The 3962-nt window shown below is 73.4% G+C and carries 5 protein-coding genes and 1 pseudogene; 3 read left to right on the top strand and 3 right to left on the bottom strand.

The features are described 5' to 3' along the window. Positions 1-619: transglycosylase SLT domain-containing protein (locus OZN99_RS27175; protein ID WP_270938357.1), on the bottom strand; the 619-nt coding region annotated here is incomplete at its 3' end. A 65-nt stretch (positions 620-684) separates the two neighbouring features. On the opposite strand from OZN99_RS27175, the gene hrcA reads away from it, so the two are divergent. Beyond that, the gene (gene hrcA / locus OZN99_RS27170; RefSeq protein ID WP_270938356.1) at positions 685-1785 is read left to right on the top strand and encodes a heat-inducible transcriptional repressor HrcA; all 1101 of its coding nucleotides are present in this window, start codon (positions 685-687) and stop codon (positions 1783-1785) included. Between the two features lie 11 nt (positions 1786-1796). Here hrcA and OZN99_RS27165 read toward each other — a convergent pair whose 3' ends face one another. Continuing rightward, positions 1797-2582 carry an NYN domain-containing protein gene (locus tag OZN99_RS27165; protein WP_270938355.1) on the bottom strand — a complete coding sequence of 262 codons (786 nt, stop codon included), beginning with the start codon at positions 2580-2582 and terminating at the stop codon, positions 1797-1799. Positions 2583-2701: 119 nt separating this feature from the next. On the opposite strand from OZN99_RS27165, the gene OZN99_RS27160 reads away from it, so the two are divergent. Continuing rightward, positions 2702-3211 (top strand): hypothetical protein, encoded by a 510-nt coding sequence (locus OZN99_RS27160; protein WP_270938354.1) that lies wholly within the window; start codon positions 2702-2704, stop codon positions 3209-3211. 3 nt (positions 3212-3214) lie between these two features. Here the strand turns inward: OZN99_RS27160 and OZN99_RS27155 are convergent, their stop codons facing one another. Further along, complete coding sequence (locus OZN99_RS27155) at positions 3215-3547, bottom strand: hypothetical protein (protein WP_270938353.1); 333 nt, start codon at positions 3545-3547, stop codon at positions 3215-3217. A gap of 129 nt (positions 3548-3676) precedes the next feature. On the opposite strand from OZN99_RS27155, the pseudogene OZN99_RS27150 reads away from it, so the two are divergent. Continuing rightward, positions 3677-3962, top strand: a pseudogene (locus tag OZN99_RS27150) (YMGG-like glycine zipper-containing protein); the annotation flags it as partial.

Genomic DNA, 3962 nt, shown 5'->3' with positions numbered 1-3962 from the left:
ACAGCCCGCGCAGCTCCGGCGGCGCCGACAGCGCCGTGCCGGCAGCCAGCCGGGCGACGCGCACCCGGGAATGATAGGCAAGGCCGCGCCCTGGCTCGGCCGAGTGGTACTGGGCCACCGCCTCCGCCCAGTTGCCGGTGCGCGCGTGCAGCTCGCGCAGGAAGCGCACGGCATAGGCGACGTTGCGCGGCGGGTCGAAGGCGGCGTCGAGGTCGGGGAAGGCGTCGGGATGGAAGAACAGGTTCACCTGCATGCAGCCGACATCGACGGAGCGGACGCCCTGCGCGCGCAGCGCCTCCACCTGGGCGATCGCGGCCGCCTTCGTCTCGGGGTAGCGGCCGGTGCCGCCGGCGTTGAGAGCGAAGGGCCAGGGCGCGATGCCGCCGCCCGGCGCGGCCCGCCCGCTCTCGACCCGTGCGATGGCGAGCAGCAGGCCCGCCGGGATGCCGGCACCGCGCTCGGCGTCGGCAATGGCGCGGCCGCAGGCCGTCCAGGGATCCTCCTGCGCCCGGGCCGGCCCGGCGCCGAGGCACAGCAACAGGGCAAGGCAGGTCAGCCGGCGCATGGCCGGCGCAGCCTGCGCCGGGCAGCCGGCACGGTCCAGCGCGGTTGACCGCACCCGCCGGCCTCCCTAGCGTTTCACTCCAAGCAAGACGGTCCGGGACACGCACGACCATGGGTCCGATGCACCGGCCCCCGCGCCCGACCCGGGCGCAGGCCGTAAGCCTTTCCAACCCGCCGGGCGGCGCGCTGGCCCCCGGGCTGGACGACCGCGGCGCCGCGATCCTGCGCGAGCTGGTGGAGCTGTACGTCGCCACCGGCGAGCCGGTGGGCAGCCGCACGCTCTCACGCCGGCTGCCGCAGGCGCTCTCGCCCGCCACCATCCGGAACGTGATGGCGGATCTGGAGGATGCCGGGCTGCTCTTCGCGCCGCACACCTCCGCCGGGCGGCTGCCGACCGAGCGCGGGCTGCGGCTGTTCGTGGACGGGCTGCTGCAGTTCGGCGCCCTGGCGGAGGAGGAGCGCGACGCCATCGCCGCCCGCTGCGCCGCCGGCGGGCGCAGCCTGCAGGACACGCTGGCAGAGGCCGGGCAGATGCTGTCCGGCCTGGCAGGCGCCGCCGGGCTGGTGGTGGCGCCGAAGAGCGAGGCGCCGCTGCGCCACATCGAGTTCGTGGCGCTCGGCCCCGGCCGCGCGCTGGTGGTGCTGGTCACCGCCGACGGCCAGGTGGAGAACCGCGTCATCGAGGTGCCGGCCGGCCTGCCGCCCTCGGCGCTGGTGCAGGCGGGGAACTACCTCAACGCGCGCCTGTCCGGCCGCACGCTGGACGAGGCGCGGAGCGCCGTGCAGGCGGAGATCGCCGCGCATCGCACCGCGCTGGACGAGCTGACGCAGCAGGTGATCGCCGCCGGCCTGGCGACCTGGTCCGGGGGCGTCGGCGGCACGCTGATCCTGCGCGGCCAGGCGAAGCTACTGCAGAACCTCGACGAGCAGCTTCGCGTGCGGGAGATCCAGGCGCTGTTCGAGCGGCTGGAGACGCAGGAGACGATGCTGCGGCTGCTCGATCTCGCGCAGCGCGGCGAGGGCGTGCAGATCTTCATCGGCGCCGAGAGCGGCCTGTTCGACAGCGCCGGCCTGTCCATGGTGGTGGCGCCCTTCCGCAACGCGCAGGACCAGCGGATCGTCGGCGCGATCGGCGTGGTGGGACCGACTCGCATCAACTACGGGCGCATCGTGCCGGTGGTGGACTACACGGCCCGGGTGATCGGGCGGCTGCTGGGGTAGGGCAGCGCGGATCAGCCGGGGGTGCTGCCCTTCCGCCGTGTGCCGTGCGGCCGGCGCCTGATGTAGAGCGCCCGGGACGGGCCGCCAGACGCCCGCTCCTCGATCTCGAAGACCGGCATCGCGGCGATCAGCCCGCTGAGCTTGGCGAAGCCCCAGGAGCGGGAGTCGAATTCCGGCGCCTGCTGGTAGATCTTCGTACCGACCGCACCGAGATGCGCCCAGCCGGTGTCGTCCGAAGCGGCGTCCACTGCCGCGGTCAGCAACTCGACCAGCTTCGGATCGTCGATGACACGCTTCGCCGTCTTCCCGTCCGGCGCCGTCAGCTGCGCCGGTTTGCGTAGCAGGAGCTCCGTGTAGACGAAGCGGTCGCAGGCGGCGACGAAGGGCCGCGGCGTCTTCTTCTCGCCGAAGCCGATGCAGAGCAGCCCTTCCTCCCGGATGCGGCGGGCCAGGCCGGTGAAGTCGCTGTCGCTCGACACCAGGCAGAAGCCGTCGAGCCGGCGCGCATGGAGCAGGTCCATCGCGTCGATGATCATGGCGCTGTCGGTGGCGTTCTTGCCGACCGTGTAGCGGAACTGCTGCACCGGCTGGATGGAATGGTCGAGCAGCGCCGATTTCCAGCCACCCAGGTTCGGCGTCGTCCAGTCGCCATAGGCCCGCCGCAGGAAAGCGACGCCGTAGCGCGCGACCTCGGCCAGCAGGCCCTCCACCACGGAGGGCTGCGCATTGTCGGCGTCGATCAGCACCGCGAGGCGGGCGGAGGCGGGCGCGTCGGGCGGCACGGGATCCGGTGGCATGGGTCGGTGCACCATCGGCGCAAAGACGGGGCACGGCAAGCGCCGCGGCGGTGCAGCTTGGCGAGGCGGCCGGCGTTGAGGCGGGAGTGTCGCTCGCCCATCGCGCCGGATCCGTCATCATGCGCCTGCCCAGCCTCGGTGTCCTCGCCTTCGCGGCGCTCGCAGGCCATGGTGCCCTCGCTACGGAATGTCCGGGCGAGGGGCGCTGGGACCAGCGGAGCTATCGCAATGCACGCTTCGCCTTCGGCTTCGACTACCCGTCCTTCTTCGTGCTCGACCCGGGCAGCGTGCCGCCGGGGGGCGACAGCGCCCGGTTCTGGACCGTGGACCGCCGCGCCACGGCGGTGGTGAATGCCGCCGAGAACGCGCCCGGCCGGTCGCTGCGCGACATCATGCAGGACGCCGAGGGCGACGTGGTCCAGAACGCCGGCGGCGAGATCACCTACCGCCGGATGCGGGACAACTGGTTCGTCATCAGCGGCTACATGGTCGGCCGCATCTTCTACAGGCGCACGCTGCTGACGCGACAGGACACCGTGGCGACGCTGTGGCTGGAGTTCCCACGCGAGATGCGGCCCTGCCTCGACGGCGCAGTGACCCTGATGTCCCTCTCGTTCCGCGAACGGTAGAGGCTACTCCTTCGCCGTCCCGCTGAGCGGCGGGGCATCGCGCGCCGGGCCGGGTTTCCGCAGCATCTCCTCGGTGCCGCCGCTCTCGTCAGCGGTCTCCGTCCTGGGGGACGGCGTCACCGGCGCCTTGGCCGGCGCCGCGTCGGCTGCCTCGCGGTTGCGGGCGATCTCGGCGCCGTAGCCCTGCTCCGGCGTGATGCCCGGGTTGCCGGGATCCTCCTGGTCGCGCCGCACATCATGCGGGCCGACGCTGGTGGGCCGCGCCGTCTTCGTCCGCGTGTCGGGCCTGTTCGGGAAGGAGGTGCCGCCCTTCCGCCCGCGATCCTGGTCCGCCATGGCCGTCCCTTCCTCTGCGCCGGCTGAACGCAGGGCCGGGCGGGTCGTTCGGTGCGGGCTGCGCGGAGCGCATCGGCGATCCATATTGGTGGGTGGTCGCTGACGTCGTGTCGCGAGAGGTGAAGTCCCATGCGGACCTGCCCGCTCATCCTGCCCCTTCTCCTGGCGGTGCTCACCGGCTGTGCCGCGGTGGTGCCCAGCGGGCCGACCGTCCTGGCCCTGCCCCCGGAAGGCAAGGATCTCCAGCGCTTCCAGGGCGAGGACAGCCAGTGCCGGGCCTATGCCTTCGCGCAGATCGGCTACGTCCCGGCGGCACCGCCCGGTGCGCCCGCGGCTGCCGGCGCCGCGGTCGGTGCCGCGGCCGGCGCGCTGATCGGCTCGGCAAGCGGTGCGGCCGGTGCCGGCGCGGCGATCG

This window comes from Falsiroseomonas oryzae (assembly GCF_027856955.1).
Taxonomy (GTDB): Bacteria; Pseudomonadota; Alphaproteobacteria; order Acetobacterales; family Acetobacteraceae; genus Falsiroseomonas; species Falsiroseomonas oryzae.
Note: the sequence above shows the minus strand (reverse complement) of the source record. Positions and strands in the feature narration are given on the sequence as shown.